The following is a 16,489-nucleotide window of genomic DNA, read 5'->3' as shown; positions in this document are numbered from 1 at the left end:
GCGGCTCGGTGCGCGCCGCCTTTTTTGTTGTCGCCGTGCTCGCGCGCGGCGGGCGCGCCGCGTCAGCGCGTCGCCGCGACCGGATCTCGCTTGTCGCGCTCCTTGCGCGCGGCGAGCGGAATGCGCGGATCGTCCCATTCGGTCAGCCACTCGACTTCCTTCGCGGTGAACACCTGACCGTAGTTGCGCAGCGCGTACTGCAGCGCGTCGATGATGTGATGACGAATGATCTCGGGCGTGCGCGCGTCGTCGAGCACGCATCGGAAGGCTTCCAGCGTGGCCATCGTGATGCTCCGGATAAGGACGATCTTCTTATCGCATGACAATAGTCCGCAGCCAACCTCGAAAAAAAAATCGCCCGGCGGGCCGGACGTGCGGGCGTCGCGGCGGGCGTCGGGCGGCAAGCCGCCGCAGTGGGCGGGCGGCGGACGCGCTGATGTGCGCAGCGCGGTGTTCGGATTAAACGAACCGGGTGGTTCGGATCGGGCGGGCGCGCCGGCCGCCTGCGGCGGCGGCCGGCGCGCCCGCGCCGCTCCGCGCTGTCAGCGATCGAGGCCGAGGCCCGGCAGCACGCGCGTGCCTTCGAGCGCGACCGCGTGCAGCAGGCGCGGCTCGAGGCCGAGCGAGCGCAGGATCGTCGGCGCGACTTGCGTCGTCAGCACCGGCGCGTCGATCGTGCGGCCCTGATGGAAGCCCGCGTACGACACGACGAGGCCGAGATGGCTGTCGTCCGGCGCGTTGCCGCCGTGCTCTTCATCCTTCTTCTTGCTCGACGTGTAGATCACGCCCGGGTTCGGCTGCACGACGATGTCGGGCGTGCGGCCCTGCGCCGGATTGCCGAAGCGCTCGGCGACGCTCGCGCCGGACAGGATGTACGCTTGCGGGCCGTCCGCGCAGATCCCCGGCGCGTTGCAGCCGAGGTTCGCCTTCAGCTTCGCGACGACCGCGTTCAACTGGCTCTGGTCGCGCAGCCAGACGAGGCCGACGTCGTCGGTCTGCACGAAGCCCGTGCCGACGAGGCCCGTGCCGTCGTTCAGGTTGCCCGACGCCGTGTTGTTCTGGCCGAAGTTGCCGTTCGGGTCGAGGAAGTTGTTCGCCTCGAGGAGCGCCGTCAGCGTGTCGCCGTTCTTCACGAGCTTCGTGTGATCGGCCGGCGACTGGCCGTGCTTCGCGGTGACGATCACGACGGTCGAATCGTACAGGCCGCGCTGCTTGAGCTCGGAGACGATGCGGCCGAGCGAGCCGTCGACGTACGCGATCGCGTTCGCGACATCCGGCCCCGGCGTGAAGCTCGCGTCGAGATAGCCGCCGCCCGATGCGACGGTCGCCTTCTGCGCGACCGACAGCGTCTGGAAGTTCGTGCCGAACACGGTCGGCACGGGCGCGGCCGCGGTGCCCGTGGAGTTCTTGCCGTCGATCTGGTTGACGATCGCCTGCACGTGATAGTTGTCGAACTTCTCGGTGTGCGTGTAGATGTCGGTGTAGTTGCTGTTCGTCGCCGGATCGATCGAGTTGATCTCGGTGCGCGCGAGGTCGTCGACGCCCTTGCCCGACGGGCCGTTCACCCAGTCGTAGCCCCACGCGTGCTTGTCCGCCCAAGCGGTGTGCGAGCCGCGGATGTGCTCCTTGACGACTTCGAACAGCGTGTTCGTCTTCACGTAATTGTGCGGGTAGACGCTCACGCACTGGCCGTTCACGCGCGCATGCGGGATCGCCTGCGGGTTGAATGCGCCGCCGCCGTCGAGATGCGTGAGCGCGCCGCCGTTCTGCGCGTCGATGCCGGTGGTCTCGTCGAACACGACGTTCCAGCCTTGCTTGCCCGAGCACGTCGTATCCGACGGCGCGTACAGCGTGCGGTCGTACGACACGTCGTAGAAGAGGCCCGCGCTCTTCGGCGAGCCGCCCGTCACGAGCGCGGCGAGGCCCGGGAACGAATCCGACAGGCCCGGCGTGTGCGCGTTCGTGTACGTGACGCCCGATTTCGCGAGCAGCGCGAGGTTCGGGCACGTGTTCGCGCCGACGCAGCGCGCGAGGTCCTGCTCGTGCAGGCCGTCGACGCTGACGAGCAGCACGTGCTTCGCGTCGAGAGGGCGGCGATCGTGATCACGATCCTGCGCGGTGGCGGCCGAAGCCGCGCTCGCGAACGCGAGCGCGCCGGCGCCGAGCCACGCGCCGATTTCGAAGGACTTACTGTTGAGTTTCATCGTTGACCTCGTCGTTAGGACTGGCATACCCACACCCGGGGCTGCAATCTGCACGCGGATTGCGAACGTGTCGTGACGCGCCGCTTTCGTTTGTCTGTCGACGCGCGGCACGACGCGCGGCGCAAGCGAGACGGGCAGGGCGGCGAAGTTGTGAGAATTTGTTTCCGGGCGGGCGGCGCATCGGCGGCCGGGAGGGCGTTCGGGATCGGTGCAATGGGGCGCGGCGGCGCATTCGAGCGCGCGGGCCGATGTGCCCGGGGAGATCGCGTCGCGCACGCCCGCTCTTTGCGACGAGCGGGCCGCCGTTCAGCGCCCGACGGATGCGGCTCGCGCCGGGCGTCGTCAGGGATCGGACGAGCGATCGATTGCGAAGGATGCTTGATCGATCGCGGCGGATGCGCCGCGACGCATGCGAAACCTCGTGTCGCGAGGCGCTTTCGGCGCGTTGTCCGTCGAGGTCATTGCATCGGAGCCGATCGGGAATGCACGGCATTGCGGCGAAGCGGCGCGCGGCCGGCGCATCCGTCGCATCCGTCGCATCCGTCGCAGACGGCGAACGGCGAACTATGTCACCGGGATGGATGCGTGCGCAACGATCGCATGTTGCGCGTCGCGCCTCTTGCGCCGATGTCGCGCAGCACGATGCCCGGCGCATCGCACGACGCAACGCGCGCCGCGCGCAAACGCGATCGCGCGCGAGCGCTCAGCTCGGCTGCGAGTTTTGCAGGACGATCCGGTAGCCGTCCGGATCTTCAAACGTCACGCCTTCGCGATCCCAGTACGGATTTTCCGAAGGGAGCGGCACGGCGCCGTATGCACGCATGCGCTCGACGGCCTCGGTCCATGCGCCGCGATCGGGCAGATAGAAGACGAGCAGATGCTCGGCAGTCGGTGCGCGCGCAACCGTCACGCCATGCTGATGCGTGAATTCGATTTGCCACGGATAGCCGGCGCGGCCGACGATCGCGCCGTCGAAGCCTTCGTGATTCTCGAAGCGGGCGACGACGTCGAAGCCGAGCGCCTTTGTGTAGAAGCGGACGAGCGAGTCGATGTCGTTGGTCGGTCGGGCAACGCGCAGGACGGGTGGATTCATCACGGCACTCCTGTATTAGAGGATTCGACGAGAGCAAGGATGCGGAGCTGCGTTTTCAGCATAGGTCGAAAATGCGCCGCGGGCCCTGCATGACGTCACCGTGCGCGTCGCGCGACGCTCGCGGCGTTTACTTCGCGGTTTCGTCGAGGCCGCGCTGCAACAGTTCGGTCAACAATCCGGTCATCCCGTCCGGATGCGCTGCGGCCCGCTCGTTCAGGTGCGCGACGAGTTCGATGTTGAGCTTGCAGGCGAACGGCACCAGGCCCTGCGCCAGTTCGAGCCTGCGCCGCTCGCGGCGGTCGGGCGCGGCTTCGGAGCTCTTGCCGAAGCGCGCGGATGTCGACTGCTTCATCGCGTGCGTCAGCTTCAACGCCTTGTTTTTTTCGAGATCGGTTTTCTTCATGGCCATCGCGTTCACCTCTTGCGGGAAAGGATGCGATTGTACGCATTGCCGCGCGGCGCGGATATCGATTGCGGCCTCGTCGGGAGCTGCGTTGCGCGGATGCCGCGTGCGATGCGGCGGCGCGCTCCGGGCGCGGATGGGTGGCCTCGGGGTGGCGGCTCCGGTGCGTTCTTGCAGACGGGCGTGCGCGGCGTTGTGCGGGAACGTCGTTGCGACGATGGGCGCTGCGGCCTATCCTTCGCGTCGCTGCCGGAATTCGTTTCCGACAGTCGAACGCCCGCGACTCTGAGTTCGTCTGCGGCAAGCCGCGAACCGCGAGCCGCGAACCGCGAACCGCGAACCGCGAACCACGAACCACGAACCACGGACTGATAACCGAGAACCGAGAACCGCAATCGGCGAACCGCAATCGGCGAACCGCAAGCGCTGAGCCGCGCGCCGCGCGCCGTAATCCGTGAGCCACGCACCGCGCGCCGATCGGCACGCACCGCCCGCTGTCCGCGAATCGCCCGGCGAGCCACGCGCGTTTGCCGATACAATGCGGCAGCAAATCGTATGACCGACCTGATCCGATCCATGGGCAATCCCTCCCGGGCCTTTCTGCTGGGCCCTCTGCTGAAGGGCGTCTCGCGCTCCTTCTATCTGACGCTGCGCGTGCTGCCGGAAGGCATGCGCGACCCGATCGGCCTCGCGTACCTGCTCGCGCGCGCGGCCGACACGATCGCCGACACGTCGCTGATCCCGCCCGCGCAGCGGCTCGAACTGCTGCTGTCGCTGCGCGCGCAGGTGAACGGCACGCCCGATCCGGGCGCGCTCGCGCGGATCGCGGGCGAAGTCGCGGGGCAGCAGATGCAGTCGGACGAGAAGACGCTGCTCGAATCGCTCGGCCCCGCGCTCGCGGTGCTGTCGCAACTGAGCGCGCCTGATCGCGATGCGGTGCGCGGCGTCGTGACGACGCTCACCGAAGGGATGGAGTTCGATCTGTGCACGTTCCCGGACGAATCGTCGGGGCGGATCGCCGCGCTGCGCGAATGGCCGGAGCTCGATCGCTACACGTATCTCGTCGCCGGCTGCGTCGGCGAGTTCTGGACGAAGATGACGTGCGCGCATTTGCCCGGCCTGCTGACCGAGCGCGAGGACACGATGGCCGCGCGCGGAATCCGCTTCGGCAAGGCGCTGCAGATGACCAACGTGCTGCGCGATTGCGGGAAGGATCTGCGGATCGGCCGCTGCTACCTGCCGCAGGCGATGCTCGACGAATACGGTTTGCGCGCGGGCGATCTGCTGCGGCCGGACGCGTCGCTGCGCGCGCGGGCGCTGATGCATGCGCTCGTGCGCAGGGCGCTCGAGCATTTTCGCGCGGGCATCGATTACACGTTCGCGATTCCGCGCCGCGCGCCGCGCTTGCGGCTCGCCTGCCTGTGGCCGATCGTGATCGGGCTGAAGACGCTGGCGCTGCTCGCGTCGAACGATGCGTGGCTCGATCCGGCGCGCGCGTCGAAGGTGCGGCGCGGCGATGTCTACCGGATCATCGCGTATTCGCTGCCGCTCGCGATGTCGAACGGGGCGCTGCGTGCGTGGCTCGACCGGCTGGTCGCGGATGTCGAGGCGCGGCTCGTGGCGTGAGGGCCGGCGCTCGCGCGAGCGCGTCCATGCTCGCGCTTCGCATCGCGCAACGAGAAAGAAGAGGGGGCGCGTGTTGCCGATTTTCAGCGTTCCGCAGCGGGTCTTGCTCGTTGCCCCGTCGCCTCGTTGCCTCGTCGCAGCTTGCCCGGTCCGTCCGCCGAACGTCGGTTCAACGCTCAGGCCCGGACATTCGTTTCGCACCTGTCATGCAATCGCATGCGATTCATGACGCCACATCGCGTCTCGCCTCATTCATGCCCGATACGCCCGCACTGCCCGAGTTGATTGCAGCGTTAAGCGAACGCGGAATCGACTTGTCCGGAGCCAACGTTCGAAATGGCGGCTATGGCGATTCGGAGGAGTCGTCCGCCATGCTCATTGCATTGATAGCGGCTAGGGTGAAGCGCTGCACGTCCAGCCTGCTGTGGTCGTGGGAATTTGACGGCGAACGCCTGCCGCGGGAAGGGGACATCGAAATCGTTCTGGATTTTCGCAATCGTCCCGTTCTGCTGCTACGGACGACGAAAGTCGAGATCGTGCCGTTCGAGAAAGTCTCCGGCGAGTTCGCGGCGGCAGAAGGAGAAGGCGACCGCTCGCTCGAATGCTGGCGCGTGGAGCACTGGCGGTTCTTCGGCAAGGAGTGTGAGCGCATAGGGCGGCAGCCTGTCGCGTCAATGCCGCTCGTTTGCGAGACATTCGATGTGATCGCCGATTTGGGGCGATAAGCGCGATTCGATTGCCGCGGGCCCGCAGGCAGACATGCGCCGGGTGGTTTCCATGGATCGTCGTTTCCGGCCGAACACGGGCGATTTGCCCCGTGTCCTCGCGCCGATCCGCGATGCGCCCTTTTAAGGACCGTTTAATTCCGAGTCTGCTATAACGATCGCGCGGCGGCCTCGCACGCTGGGCGGCCGCGCGAACGGCGGGCGATTCGGCGAACCGCGTTGCGCGTGCGACTTGAAATCCGGCGCCGAATCGCCACCTATGCGCCGATCGACTTCGATCATCGGCAATCCGACCAAGAGGAAATCACGATGCGTCTTCTGCTCGCCTTGCTGCTGCCCTGGCTGCAGTTCTTCACGATCGGCCGCCCGTTCGCGGGCATCATCTGCCTGATCCTGCAAATCACGTTGATCGGCTGGCTGCCCGCCGCGATCTGGTCGGTGTACGCGCTCAGCCAGTACAAGACCGACAAGAAGATCGAGGAGGCGCTCGGCCGGCGTTCGTGATCGCGCGGCGTGCGCGTTTTCGCGCATTGTCGCGAGGCGGAGTGCATAGCTTGGACAGCCGATAGGGCGGACGCGGCGCGCAATTTTCCGGCGCGTCGCGCCCGCCGCATCGTCATGTCACGGCTTCGATCGTCGATTGCACCGACGTTGCGCGATATGGTCGTCGCGGCGCATCGCGCGGCGGCGCGTTTATCGCGCGCTTATCGCGGCGGCATCGTTGTGGAAGCGCTTTGCATGGCGTCACCGCGTTGCATTGAGGCGCGGTGCGGCGGCGACGCATCACGGCAAGCATCGCCGCCGCGCTGCCCGAACGAGCCGCACGATGCACGACGCACGACGCACGACGCACGACGCACGACGCCGCATCGCGCGGCGTCCTCTCATTTCCGCTCCCGCTCACTTCACGGCGAACAGCGTCGCATACATGAACAGCTTGAACGCATAACCGAGCGTCACCGCGCCGGCGACGCCGCCCATCCACAGCAGTCCGAACCACATCCAGCCCGGCAGCCGCGTGCCGCGCGCGGCGGCGTGCGCTTCAGTGGTGGTAGTAATGCTGGTCTTCATGGCGCACCTTTCCACGGAACACCCAATAACCCATCGTCGTGTACGCGAGGATGATCGGGATGATGACGGCCGCGCCGATCAGCGTGAACATCTGGCTCGAACGCGGCGCGGCGGCTTCCCACAGCGTCACGCTTTGCGGAATCGCATACGGCCACAAGCTCACGAGCAGACCGACGTAGCCGAGGAACACGAGCGCGAGCGCGAGCACGAACGGCACGGTGTCGTGGCGCTCGCGCACCGCGCGGCGCATCAGCACCGCGCAGCCGGCGACGAGGAACGGCACCGGCAGCAGGCGCCAGAACAGGCCCGACGCGAACCAGCGCTGCGCGATGCTCGGGTCCTGCAGCGGCGTCCACAGGCTCACGACCGCGATGAAGCCGAGCAGCACGACGGTGAGCGGCCACACGACGCGATGCAGGCGGCGCTGCAGATCGCCTTCCGTCTTCGCGACGAGCCAGCAACAGCCGAGCAGCGCATAGGTTGCGATGAGGCCCAAGCCCGTCAGCAGGCTGAACGGCGTGAGCCAGCCGAACGCGTCGCCGGCAAAGCGGCCGCCGTCGACCGGAATGCCCTGCAGGAACGCGCCGAGCGCCACGCCCTGGAAGAACGTCGCGCCCGTCGAGCCGCCGATGAACGCGAGATCCCACAGGTGCTTCGTGCGGCGCGCCTTCGCGCGGATCTCGAACGACACGCCGCGAAAGATCAGGCACACGAGCATGAACACGAGCGGCAGATAAAGCGCCGAGAGCACGGTCGAATAGACGATCGGGAACACCGCGAAGAGCCCCGCGCCGCCGAGCACGAGCCACGTCTCGTTGCCGTCCCACACGGGCGCGACGGTGTTCATCATCAGGTCCCGCTCCTTTTCGGCGGGAAAGAACGGAAACACGATGCCGATGCCCAGATCGAAGCCGTCGAGCACGACGTACATGAACAGGCCGAGTGCGATGATCGCGGCCCAGATTACGGTGACATCCATTTGCTAACCTCGCTTGGCTTTTTGGCGCGCCGGCTTCACGCGGCGTCGATCAACTGGTTCGCGGCCGACAGCGGGCGGCGGGCGGTGCGGTCGGCTCGCGCGTCGTGCGCGTCGTCGGGCGTGTCGCCCGGCAGCGCGGGGCCCTTCTTCATCAGCTTCAGCATGTAGTACGCGCCCGTGCCGAACACGAGGAAGTAGACGACGACGAACGTCATCAGCGATACGCTGACCTGCTGCGTCGACAGCGGCGACACCGCGTGCGACGTGCGCATCACGCCGTACACGACCCACGGCTGGCGGCCCACTTCGGTCGTCACCCAGCCGGCGAGCAGCGAGACGAAGCCCGTCGGGCCCATCGCGAGCGCGAACTGGTGGAACCATTTCGCTTCGTAGAGGCGCCCGCGCCGGCGCAGCAGCCACGCGGCGGCGGCGAGGCCGATCATCGCGAAGCCGAGCCCGACCATCACGCGGAAGCTCCAGAACACGACGGTCGAATTCGGGCGATCCTCGGGCGGGAACGACTTCAGCCCGCGGATCTCGCCGTCCCAGCTATGCGTGAGGATCAGGCTGCCGAGGTGCGGGATCGACACCGCGTAGCGCGTCGTTTCCGCCTTCATGTCGGGGATGCCGAACAGGTTCAATGCGGTGCCGCCCTGCTCGGTTTCCCACAGGCCCTCGATCGCGGCGAGCTTCGCGGGCTGGTGGCGGAGCGTGTTGATGCCGTGCTGGTCGCCGATCACGGCCTGCAGCGGCGCGAGCACGAGCAAGAGCCACAGCGACATCGAGAACATCTTCTTCACGGCCTTGTCGCGGCGGCCCTTCAGCAGGTGCCACGCGGCCGTCGCGGCGACGACGAGCGCGGCGACGATGAACGCCGCGAGCGCCATGTGCGCGAGCCGGTACGGAAACGACGGGTTGAAGATGATCGCGAACCAGTCGGTCGGCACGACCTGGCCGTCGACGATCTCGAAGCCCTGCGGCGTCTGCATCCAGCTGTTCGACGCGAGAATCCAGAACGTCGAGATGATCGTGCCGATCGCGACCATCAGCGTCGCGCCGAAGTGCGCGCGCGGGCTCACGCGGTTCCAGCCGAACAGCATGATGCCGAGGAAGCCCGCTTCGAGGAAGAATGCGGTCATCACTTCGTACATCAGCAGCGGGCCGGTGACGGAGCCGGCGAAGCTCGAGAAGCCGGACCAGTTCGTGCCGAACTGATAGGCCATCACGACGCCGGACACGACGCCCATGCCGAACGCGACGGCGAAGATCTTCGACCAGAAGAGGCAAAGGTTTTTGTAGTACGCCTTGCCGGTCTTGAGCCATCGGTATTCGAGCACGGCGATGAAGCTCGCGAGCCCGATGCTCAGCGCGGGAAAGACGATGTGGAAGGAGACGGTGAATGCGAACTGCACGCGGGCCAGATCGAGGGCCGAAATAGCGGTTTCCATGCGGGTAGACCGAAGCTGACGACACCCGCCGGCGGGGCTGCCGGCGGCCCCTGCGCCGCGCGTGCAAGGCCGCGGCTGAAGAGTCGGTTCGGAGTATGGCGCTGCATGTTGCGGTGCGAAATGCGCCAACTCGTCGCAGATGTCCAGCGCCGCCGCGCGGTTGGTCGACTTAAATCGTTGATTGGTATCAAGTTTGAAGCGCTTTTGTGTGATAGCGCGGGGCGCGTCGGGTTGACGCGCCTGCGGCAATTGACCGCGCTGCGATTGCGCGGCCGGCGCGGCGCGAGCGCGCCGACGGCGCGAACTGCCGGCAGTTCGCGTTCGGGCAGGTGGGCGGCGTGAGCGCGAACCAGGCATCGACGGCGAGCGCGCTCGGCAGCGCGGCGCTCGGCACGGCGCTCGGCGCGGGAGCCGGCCTTCTCGCGGGCAGCGTGGTTGGCGCGGGCACCGCGCAGGGCTCGGCGTACGAAGTGCAGCGCCGCTACGACTGTGCGTACATGCAATGCATGTACGCGGCGGGCGACCGCGTGCCGGTGCCGGGCGGCGCGCGGCGCGGCGGTTATGGCGACGGAGGCTACGGAGGCGGCGGCTACGCGCCGGACGCGCCGCCGCTGCCGCCCGGCATGCCGCCGCCACCGCCGCCGGGTGCGTACTGAGCGGCGTGCGGCGGGATCTGAGCGGCTACGGCCGTCGGCATGCGCTGCCTGCCGGAGGTCGCGCCGGGCGCGGCGGCGCCACGGCTCGGCGGGCGAGAAGGCCGGCTCTCGCGCCGACCTCGCCGCGCCGGTCGTTCGTTCGCCGCACGCCGTTTCGCGCCGCCGCGCTCAGCGGCGCGCGGACGATTTGCGTACACTCGGAGTATCGCATCGCCGCGCGCGAGCGCCGGCGCTTCTTCGACGAGACTCCGACGGGAACCCAGATGATCGATTTACGCAGCGATACCGTGACGCGCCCGAGCGCGCCGATGCTGGCCGCGATGACGGCCGCCGAAGTGGGCGACGACGTGTGGGGCGACGATCCGACCGTCGCGCGTCTGCAGGCCGCCGTCGCGGAGCGCGCGGGCAAGGAGGCGGCGCTGTTCTTTCCGAGCGGCACGCAGAGCAATCTCGCCGCGCTGATGTCGCATTGCGAGCGCGGCGACGAGTACATCGTCGGCCAGGCCGCGCACACGTACAAGTACGAAGGCGGCGGCGCGGCGGTGCTCGGCAGCATCCAGCCGCAGCCGATCGAGAACGCCGCTGACGGCACGCTGCCGCTCGAGAAGATCGCGGCCGCGATCAAGCCGATCGACGATCACTTCGCCCGCTCACGCCTCTTCGCGCTCGAGAACACGATCGGCGGCAAGGTGTTGCCCGCGGGCTACGTCGACGAAGCGGTCGCGCTCGCGCGCAGCCGCGGGCTCTCGACGCATCTCGACGGCGCGCGCGTGTGCAACGCGGCCGTCGCGTCGGGCCGCCCGATCGCCGAGCTGTGCGCGCCGTTCGATTCGATTTCGATCTGCTTTTCGAAGGGGCTCGGCGCGCCGGTCGGCTCGGTGCTCGTCGGCAGCCGCGCGCTGATCGACCGCGCGCACCGCTGGCGCAAGGTGCTCGGCGGCGGCATGCGGCAGGCGGGTGTGCTCGCGGCCGCGTGCCTGTATGCGCTCGAGCACAACGTCGAGCGCCTCGCCGACGATCACGCGAACGCCGAGCGCCTCGCGCAGGGGCTCGCGCGGATCGAGCCGGTGAAGGTGCTGTCGCAGGCGACGAACATGGTGTTCGCGCAGATCCCCGAGGCCGATTGCGCGCCGCTCGAAGCGTGGCTGAAGGAGCGCGGCATCCTCACGCAGATGCTGTATTCGTCGCGCTTCGTCACGCACTGCGACGTGTCGCGCGACGACATCGACACGGCCGTCGCCGCGATCAGCGCGTACTTCGCGCGTTCGCGCGCCTGACGGACGCGGGCCGCGCGGTCGCGGCGGCCGTCGCCCCGGCGGCGTGCGGCGGCGCGAGCAGTTGCCGCGCGGCCTCGACGACCCGCGACGACAGCGATTCCATCTTCGGCGACTGCACCGTCCACGCGTGCCAGTACAGCGACACGTCGGTCGAATGCGCGGGCGCGAGATCGACGAGCCCTTGCTCGGCGGGCGAGCCGGGGCCGAGCAGCAGCTCGGGCACCATCGCATAGCCGAGCCCGTGCCGCACGGCCGCGAAGTGCGCGTGCGTGCCCGGCACGTAATGGCACGGAAACGCGCCGTCCGGCAGGCCGAGCTTGTCCCTCAGAAACGACGACTGCAGCGTGTCGCGCCGGCCGTGCGCGACGACGGGCGCGTCGCGCGCGCTCTCGCGCGTCAGGCCGTGCGGAAACCAGCGCGCGGCGAATTCCCGCGCGGCGATCAGCCGGTAGCGCATCGTGCCGAGCGGCTTCGCGAAGCAGCCGCGCATCGGCTTGCTCTGCGTCGTCACGCAGCCGATCGCCATCCCGCTTTCGAGCAGCGCGAACGTGTGATCCTGATCCTCGACGATCAGCTCGAACAGCATCCGCTCGCCCGCGAGCACCGACGTCAGCGCGGGCAGGAACCACGACCCGAGGCTGTCCGAATTGAGCGCGATCGCAACCGCGATCGTCGAGCCGCGCTCCGCGTCGAGATCGGCCTGCAGATCCGCCTGCAACAGCGCCATGCGGCGCAGGTGCTGCAGCACGCGCTGGCCGGCGGCCGTCGGCCGGCACGGCCGCGTGCGCAGCAGGAGCGGCGCGCCGAGGCTCGTCTCGAGCGCGCGCACGCGCTGCGTGACGGCCGACGCGGTCACGTGCAGCCGGGCCGCCGCCTGCTCGAAGCTGCCGGTATCGGCAACGGCGACGAGCGCCGCCGCCTGTTTCGGATCGATCGTCATCTATGAATCGCGTTGCGCCGGCGAAACCGGCTTCCTAAATAAAATTTAGCGTAATCAACTTAAGCTAAATATTGTACCGATGTCTGTGTCCTCCCCGGACAATGCGCGCGTGCGCATCGTGCACTGCAACATTCGCACGACGCCGCACGCCGCATCTGCAAAGGAAGGATTTCGACATGACCGATTACACGCCGAACACGTCGCGGCAGGCCGCGCCGACGCCACCGCAGGAGCCCGCGCCGCGGCGCCGCCGCTATTTCCGCACGCTCGCGGGCCTCGTGCTCGGCGCGGCGATCGCGGGCGGCGCGGTCGGCACGTGGACGCTGCAGCGCATCTGGACGCAGTTGCCGTCCGTCGAGCCGCTCTCCGTCTACCGGCCGGCGCTGCCGCTGCGGATCTTTTCGCGCGACGGCGAGTTGCTCGCCGAATACGGCGTCGAGCGCCGCGAGTTCGTGCCGCTCGAACGCATCCCGCCGCTCGTGCGCCACGCGCTGCTCGCCGCCGAGGACGCGCAGTTCTACACGCACGGCGCGGTCGACATCGGCGGCCTCGCGCGCGCGACGTTCGCGAACGTCGTCACCGGCCAGCCGGGGCAGGGCGGCAGCACGATCACGATGCAAGTCGCGCGCAATTTCTTTCTCACGCGCGACAAGGTGCTGAGCCGCAAGCTCGCCGAGATCCTGATGTCGTACAAGCTCGAGCGCGCGTACAGCAAGGACAAGCTGCTCGAGCTGTACATGAACGAGATCTATCTCGGCGAGCGCGCGTACGGATTCGCGGCCGCCGCGTCGGTCTACTTCGGCAAGCCGCTCGATGCGCTCACGCCCGGCGAGGCGGCCGTGCTCGCCGGCCTGCCGAAGGCGCCGTCCGCATTCAATCCGGTCGTCAATCCGGCGCGCGCGACGACGCGCCGCAACTACGTGCTCGGCCGCATGCGCGCGCTCGGGTATCTCGACGAAGCCGCATACCGGCAGGCCGCCGGCGCGCCGATCGCGCTCGCGACCACGCCGCCGCCCGGCATCGTCGCCGCGCCGTACGTCGCGGAGCGCGCGCGGCGGATGATGGTCGAGCGTTTTCATGACGATGCGTATACGCTCGGCCTCGACGTGACGACGACGATCGCGATGCGCGATCAGCGCGCGGCCGAGGCGGCGCTCGCGCGCGGCCTCACGCGCGGCGGCCGGCGCGACGCGAAGGACGCGCTCGAGGGCGCGCTCGTGTCGGTCGACGCGGCGACGGGCGACATCCTCGCGCTCGCGGGCGGCGCGGATTTCGCGCGCAATTCGTTCGACCACGCGCTGCAGGCGTACCGGCAGCCCGGCTCGAGCTTCAAGCCGTTCGTCTACTCGGCCGCGCTGGAAAAGGGCATGTTCCCCGGCGTGCTCGTCGACGACGCGCAACGCACGCTGTCGCGCGAGGAGACGGGCGCGAACCCGTGGCGGCCGCGCAATTTCGGCAACAACTACGAAGGCTTCATTCCGGTGCGGCGCGGGCTGATGCGCTCGAAGAACCTCGTCGCGGTCAGCCTGATGCAGGCCGCGCAGCCCGACTTCGTGCAGCAGCACGCGGCTCGCTTCGGCTTCGAGCCGCAACGCAATCCCGCGTCGCTGCCGCTCGCGCTCGGCGCGGGCGCGGCGACGCCGCTGCAGATCGCGAGCGCGTACGCGGTGTTCGCGAACGACGGCGTGCGCATGGAGCCGCGCCTGATCGAATCGGTCCGGCAGCGGCACGGCGGCGTGCTGTTCGACGCGCAGCCGGCAACCGGCGTGCGCGTCATTTCGGAGCGCAACGCATTCGTGATGGACGACATGCTGCGCGACGTCGTGCGTCACGGCACCGCGCGCCGCGCGCTCGCGCTGAATCGTTCCGACGCGGCGGGCAAGACCGGCACGTCGAACGGCTCGAAGGACGTCTGGTTCGGCGGCTATTCGTCGGGCGTCGTGTCGGTCGTGTGGATGGGCTACGACGCGCCGCGCAGCCTCGGCCGCGCGACGGGCTCGTCGCTCGCGCTGCCTGTGTGGGTCGACTACATGAAGACCGCGATCGGCGGCCGCAAGGCGATCGACCGGACGCCGCCCGCGGACGTCGTGCTCGTCGACGGCGATTTCGTCTACGCCGAAGCCGCGAGCGGCAAGTGCACGCCGCCGCTGCCGCCGTTCGTTCGCAGCCCGTTCGCGTGCGACGCGGTGCGCCGTGCGCCGGCGGCGGCCGGCGCGCCGGCCGCCGCGCTGGCGGGCGCGTCGACGCCGCCCGCCGTCGACGCGACTGAACGCGCGCGCGTGCTCGAACTGTTCCGCACGGAAGACTGAGCGAGGGCACGCATGCATACGCTCTACCTGATCGCGATCGTCGCGGAAGCGATGTCGGGCGCGCTGATGGGCATGCAGCGCGGGATGGACCGCTTCGGCCTCGCGCTCGTCGGCGCGGTGACGGCGCTGGGCGGCGGCACCGTGCGCGACGTGCTGCTCGGCCGTTATCCGCTCACCTGGGTCGCGCATCCCGAATACCTGCTGCTGACGCTCGCGGCGGCGACCTTCGCATCGATGACGGCGACGCACGTCGCGCGGCTGAAATCGCTGTTCACCACGGTCGACGCGCTCGGGCTCGCGGCGTTCTCGATCATCGGCTGCGACGTGGCGGCGACCGTCAACGACAGCCCGGTCGTGATCGTGCTCGCGGGCGCGATCACCGGCGTTTGCGGCGGGATGCTGCGCGACCTGCTCTGCAACGAGATGCCGCTCGTGCTGCGCAAGGAGCTGTACGCGAGCATCGCGTTGCTGACGGGCGGGCTGTATGTCGGCATGACGACGATCGGCGTCGCGCAAGGCGTCGCGACCGTCGTCGCGCTGATCGCGGGATTCTCGGTGCGGATGCTCGCCGTGCGCCGCGGCTGGCGGCTGAAGGCGTTTCACGCGGCGGACGCGGGCTGAGGCCCGCGCCGCATGCGCGCGGCCCGCTCATGCAGGCACGATGACGGGCGCGACGCCGTCGCCCGCGTCGACGAGGCGCACGCGAAAGCCGTAGCAACGCTCGATCGCATCGGGGCGCAATACGTCGGCGGGCGCGCCGTCGGCGACGATCGCGCCGTCCGCGAGCATCGCGATGCGATCCGCGTGGCGCGCGGCGAGATTCGGATCGTGGACGATCGTCAGCACGCCGATGTTCCAGTCGCGCGACAGGCGTCGGACCGTGTCGAGCAATTGATGCTGGTGCGCGAGATCGAGCGCGGCGGTCGGTTCGTCGAGCAGCAGGTAGCGCGGCGCGCGCGCCGTGTCGCCGGACGGCCAGAGCTGCGCGAGCACGCGCGCGAACTGCACGCGCGCGTGCTCGCCGCCCGACAGCGTCGTCACGTCGCGCGCGTCGAGCGCCGAAGCGCCCGCCAGCGCGAGCGCCTGTGACGCGATCTCGTTGTCCTCGCGCGCGGGCGCGCCGGTGCGGCGCGTGTGCGGATAGCGGCCGAGCAGCACGACGTCGAGCGCGCTGAACGCAAACGCGGGCTGCGACGCTTGCGGAAGCACGGCGCGCAGCCGCGCGAGACGCGGGGCGTCGATCCGGCCAAGCGGCTCGCCGTTCAGCGTGACGTCGCCGCGCACGGTCGCGCCGCGCGCGCCGCCGCCCGTCGACAAGTCGCCCGCGAGCACCTTGAGCAGCGTGCTCTTGCCCGCGCCGTTGCGCCCGAGCAGTGCGGTGACGCGGCCGGGCGCGATCCGGACCGACAGGTCGTGAAGGATCACGCCGCCGGCGCGTGCGACGTGAAGGCGATCGGCGATCAGCATGGCGTTCGATGCGGCGTCGAAGTGCGATTCGATATGCGATTCGATATGCGATTCGATATGCGATTCGATATGCGATTCGATATGCGATTCGATATGCGATTCGATATGCGATTCGATATGCGATTCGATATGCGATTCGATATGCGATTCGATATGCGATTCGATATGCGATTCGATATGCGATTCGATATGCGATTCGATATGCGATTCGATATGCGATTCGATATGCGATTCGATATGCGATTCGATATAGCCGATCGCAAAGCGGCGCGTAAGTTCACCTTCGAGATC

15 protein-coding genes and 1 pseudogene are annotated in these 16,489 nt (G+C 68.6%); 7 read left to right on the top strand and 9 right to left on the bottom strand.

The window, feature by feature from the left end; all coding sequences use genetic code 11:
* Positions 1–62: 62 nt before the first annotated feature.
* The 4 genes from WT60_RS31785 to WT60_RS31760 all read right to left on the bottom strand — a co-directional run bounded on the left by WT60_RS31785 (position 63) and on the right by WT60_RS31760 (position 3,715).
* Entirely contained in the window at positions 63–284 is a 222-nt protein-coding gene (locus WT60_RS31785; protein ID WP_059646273.1) for a hypothetical protein, read from the bottom strand.
* 258 nt (positions 285–542) lie between these two features.
* On the bottom strand, positions 543–2,204 hold the full coding sequence (locus WT60_RS31780; RefSeq protein ID WP_059575531.1) for an alkaline phosphatase family protein: 1,662 nt from the start codon (positions 2,202–2,204) through the stop codon (positions 543–545).
* Positions 2,205–2,907: 703 nt separating this feature from the next.
* Positions 2,908–3,297, bottom strand: a complete 390-nt coding sequence (locus WT60_RS31765; protein WP_038752177.1) for a VOC family protein — start codon at positions 3,295–3,297, stop codon at positions 2,908–2,910.
* A gap of 127 nt (positions 3,298–3,424) precedes the next feature.
* Positions 3,425–3,715, bottom strand: coding sequence for a hypothetical protein (locus WT60_RS31760; RefSeq protein WP_186448634.1), 291 nt, complete (start codon positions 3,713–3,715; stop codon positions 3,425–3,427).
* Positions 3,716–4,255: 540 nt separating this feature from the next.
* On the opposite strand from WT60_RS31760, the gene WT60_RS31750 reads away from it, so the two are divergent.
* The 3 genes from WT60_RS31750 to WT60_RS31740 all read left to right on the top strand — a co-directional run bounded on the left by WT60_RS31750 (position 4,256) and on the right by WT60_RS31740 (position 6,555).
* The gene (locus tag WT60_RS31750; RefSeq protein ID WP_081989950.1) at positions 4,256–5,326 is read left to right on the top strand and encodes a phytoene/squalene synthase family protein; all 1,071 of its coding nucleotides are present in this window, start codon (positions 4,256–4,258) and stop codon (positions 5,324–5,326) included.
* A gap of 206 nt (positions 5,327–5,532) precedes the next feature.
* The gene (locus tag WT60_RS31745; protein ID WP_231752111.1) at positions 5,533–6,051 is read left to right on the top strand and encodes an ASCH domain-containing protein; all 519 of its coding nucleotides are present in this window, start codon (positions 5,533–5,535) and stop codon (positions 6,049–6,051) included.
* Between the two features lie 309 nt (positions 6,052–6,360).
* Positions 6,361–6,555, top strand: a complete 195-nt coding sequence (locus tag WT60_RS31740; RefSeq protein WP_009914210.1) for a YqaE/Pmp3 family membrane protein — start codon at positions 6,361–6,363, stop codon at positions 6,553–6,555.
* 396 nt (positions 6,556–6,951) lie between these two features.
* Here the strand turns inward: WT60_RS31740 and WT60_RS31730 are convergent, their stop codons facing one another.
* Genes WT60_RS31730 through WT60_RS31720 form a run of 3 tightly spaced genes read right to left on the bottom strand, consistent with a single transcriptional unit; the run spans position 6,952 to position 9,549 of the window.
* A complete protein-coding gene (locus WT60_RS31730) occupies positions 6,952–7,122 on the bottom strand; it encodes a hypothetical protein (RefSeq protein WP_162836177.1) in 171 nt (56 codons plus the stop codon).
* Positions 7,094–8,101, bottom strand: a complete 1,008-nt coding sequence (gene cydB, locus WT60_RS31725; RefSeq protein ID WP_038752184.1) for a cytochrome d ubiquinol oxidase subunit II — start codon at positions 8,099–8,101, stop codon at positions 7,094–7,096. The genes WT60_RS31730 and cydB overlap by 29 nt, the downstream gene beginning before the upstream one ends.
* A gap of 35 nt (positions 8,102–8,136) precedes the next feature.
* The gene (locus tag WT60_RS31720) at positions 8,137–9,549 is read right to left on the bottom strand and encodes a cytochrome ubiquinol oxidase subunit I (protein WP_059646268.1); all 1,413 of its coding nucleotides are present in this window, start codon (positions 9,547–9,549) and stop codon (positions 8,137–8,139) included.
* A 281-nt stretch (positions 9,550–9,830) separates the two neighbouring features.
* Between WT60_RS31720 and WT60_RS31715 the strand changes: the two are divergent.
* Both WT60_RS31715 and ltaE read left to right on the top strand, forming a co-directional pair.
* A pseudogene (locus tag WT60_RS31715) lies at positions 9,831–10,205 on the top strand (hypothetical protein); the annotation flags it as partial.
* A 263-nt stretch (positions 10,206–10,468) separates the two neighbouring features.
* Positions 10,469–11,482, top strand: coding sequence for a low-specificity L-threonine aldolase (gene ltaE, locus WT60_RS31710; protein ID WP_038752190.1), 1,014 nt, complete (start codon positions 10,469–10,471; stop codon positions 11,480–11,482).
* On the opposite strand, the gene WT60_RS31705 is transcribed toward ltaE, so the two are convergent.
* A complete protein-coding gene (locus WT60_RS31705) occupies positions 11,451–12,422 on the bottom strand; it encodes an HTH-type transcriptional regulator ArgP (RefSeq protein WP_038752193.1) in 972 nt (323 codons plus the stop codon). The two genes, ltaE and WT60_RS31705, sit on opposite strands and share 32 nt — an antisense overlap.
* 176 nt (positions 12,423–12,598) lie before the next feature.
* On the opposite strand from WT60_RS31705, the gene WT60_RS31700 reads away from it, so the two are divergent.
* Both WT60_RS31700 and WT60_RS31695 read left to right on the top strand, forming a co-directional pair.
* Positions 12,599–14,731 carry a PBP1A family penicillin-binding protein gene (locus WT60_RS31700; protein ID WP_060355222.1) on the top strand — a complete coding sequence of 711 codons (2,133 nt, stop codon included), beginning with the start codon at positions 12,599–12,601 and terminating at the stop codon, positions 14,729–14,731.
* A 12-nt stretch (positions 14,732–14,743) separates the two neighbouring features.
* On the top strand, positions 14,744–15,352 hold the full coding sequence (locus tag WT60_RS31695; RefSeq protein ID WP_060355221.1) for a trimeric intracellular cation channel family protein: 609 nt from the start codon (positions 14,744–14,746) through the stop codon (positions 15,350–15,352).
* A 27-nt stretch (positions 15,353–15,379) separates the two neighbouring features.
* Here WT60_RS31695 and WT60_RS31690 read toward each other — a convergent pair whose 3' ends face one another.
* On the bottom strand, positions 15,380–16,198 hold the full coding sequence (locus tag WT60_RS31690) for a heme ABC transporter ATP-binding protein (protein ID WP_060355245.1): 819 nt from the start codon (positions 16,196–16,198) through the stop codon (positions 15,380–15,382).
* Between the last annotated feature and the right edge of the window lie 291 nt (positions 16,199–16,489).

Source organism: Burkholderia sp. MSMB617WGS (genome assembly GCF_001532025.2).
In the GTDB taxonomy this organism is placed as follows: domain Bacteria; phylum Pseudomonadota; class Gammaproteobacteria; order Burkholderiales; family Burkholderiaceae; genus Burkholderia; species Burkholderia savannae.
Note: the sequence above shows the minus strand (reverse complement) of the source record. Positions and strands in the feature narration are given on the sequence as shown.